Source organism: Mesobacillus sp. MER 48 (genome assembly GCF_023714225.1).
GTDB lineage: Bacteria > Bacillota > Bacilli > Bacillales > Cytobacillaceae > Mesobacillus > Mesobacillus oceanisediminis_A.
Genome location: NZ_JAMAUR010000025.1, coordinates 1 through 1577 on the forward strand (window position 1 = coordinate 1; position 1577 = coordinate 1577).

Here is a 1577-nt window from a genome sequence, read left to right on the forward strand (position 1 = left end):
CCAGCTAATAGGAGTCAAGAACTTCTTATTAAAATATTTGTTCTTCCGTGTTATACTTTTGAAGGCACGCCAAATAACCCTCCAAATACCGTTTGGAAGGTTTTTCATTAGCTGTTTTATCTTGTTGATTAAGCCATATCTAGGAACTGTTCATTCCTTTTTAGGATTGCATAAATCCAGTGTAAGAGCTTGTTTACACAAGCTATCATTGCTACTTTTGAAGGCTTTCCTTCATTTCGTTTCCGATCATAATACTCTTTTAGCTTCTTGTTCCTGGAGCTTCTTATACCGCATAAAACGGCCATATACAAAGCGTGCCGTAATCGGCTTGAACCTCGCTTAGTAATATGATTTATAGTAGCTGTGAACTTGCCTGATGAATGGACACTTGGATCTATTCCCGCGTAAGCCACAAGTTTTTTTGGGTGATTAAACCGGTCAATTTCTCCGATTTCGGAAATGATCGTTGCCGCGATCTTTCCTCCTATTCCGGGAATTGATTGGATTATCTTACATTCTTCAATTTCTTCAGCGAGGACATCTATCTCTGCCTCTATACTGGATAGGTGTTCTTGGTACTGAAGAAGCATAGAGATATACATATCCAAACTGAACAACTGACTTTGATACACACTTTGTTGGAAAGGATTTCGCTCAGCCGAAGCTATTAATTTAGCTGCCCTCTCCCTGGCCCAACCCTCAGACCGTTTTATACGCATTCCCACAATTCGCTCCAGTATCTTTGCTTCACCAGTCCTCAGAACATCTTCAGAAGTAGGAAACTCCTTTAATATTTTGAGAGAAACTTGCGAAAATAAATCCCCAAAGACTCCCCTGTATTCAGGAAATACTTGATCAAGAATAGTATGAAACTGAAGTTTAGCTTGGATATAAAGGTTCGTAACGGTCTCGAATTGCCTTGACAATGTTCTTAGGTTTAAAAGTCTTAGTCCTCTTTTCTTATAAGGCTCAAATTCTTCCTTGTAATAAAGGACACAAAGATGATATGCATCAACCGCATCTGTTTTTACCTTCCTCAGGCTTGTTTTCTTTGCTTGATAAGAGATAATCGGATTTACCAAGATATATAAAAATTGATTATCCTCCAGACATTGAATAATTGGTGTATGGTAATGTCCTGTAGATTCAAGAATCACCGCTGGTCTAACTCCAGTTTTCGTCTCTATTCCTTTTAAATAGGAAACAAATAAATCTAAATCCTCCTTGATATGCTTCACACTGAAGCTTTTTCCATATGGCCTATCTTTATCTAAGAAGGCTTGAGCCTCACTTTCTCCTTTGGCCACATCCAGGCCAACTACTGGATTCAATTTCATCTCTCCCTTGTTGTACTCACCAGTAACCCCTATACCTTCCTGTAGTTCCATAGCTTCGCTTGTTATACGAGATCATAAGTCCCAACCAGCCTCAAACATCTTTCTACAAGTAGGGGGCGAACAGTTTAGCTGACGAGATCCAACTCCCACGCACCCGTACGTTCTACCCTGGCTACTGAAATAATAGGTCCTATAAAAAAAAGAGCCAACCAGTAAATACTGGTTAACTCTATAATACGA

General features: G+C 39.4%; 1 protein-coding gene. It reads right to left on the reverse strand.

The features are described from left to right. Positions 1 to 128: 128 nt before the first annotated feature. Complete coding sequence (locus M3593_RS23645) at positions 129 to 1331, reverse strand: IS110 family RNA-guided transposase (RefSeq protein ID WP_251545069.1); 1203 nt, start codon at positions 1329 to 1331, stop codon at positions 129 to 131. Positions 1332 to 1577: the final 246 nt, after the last annotated feature.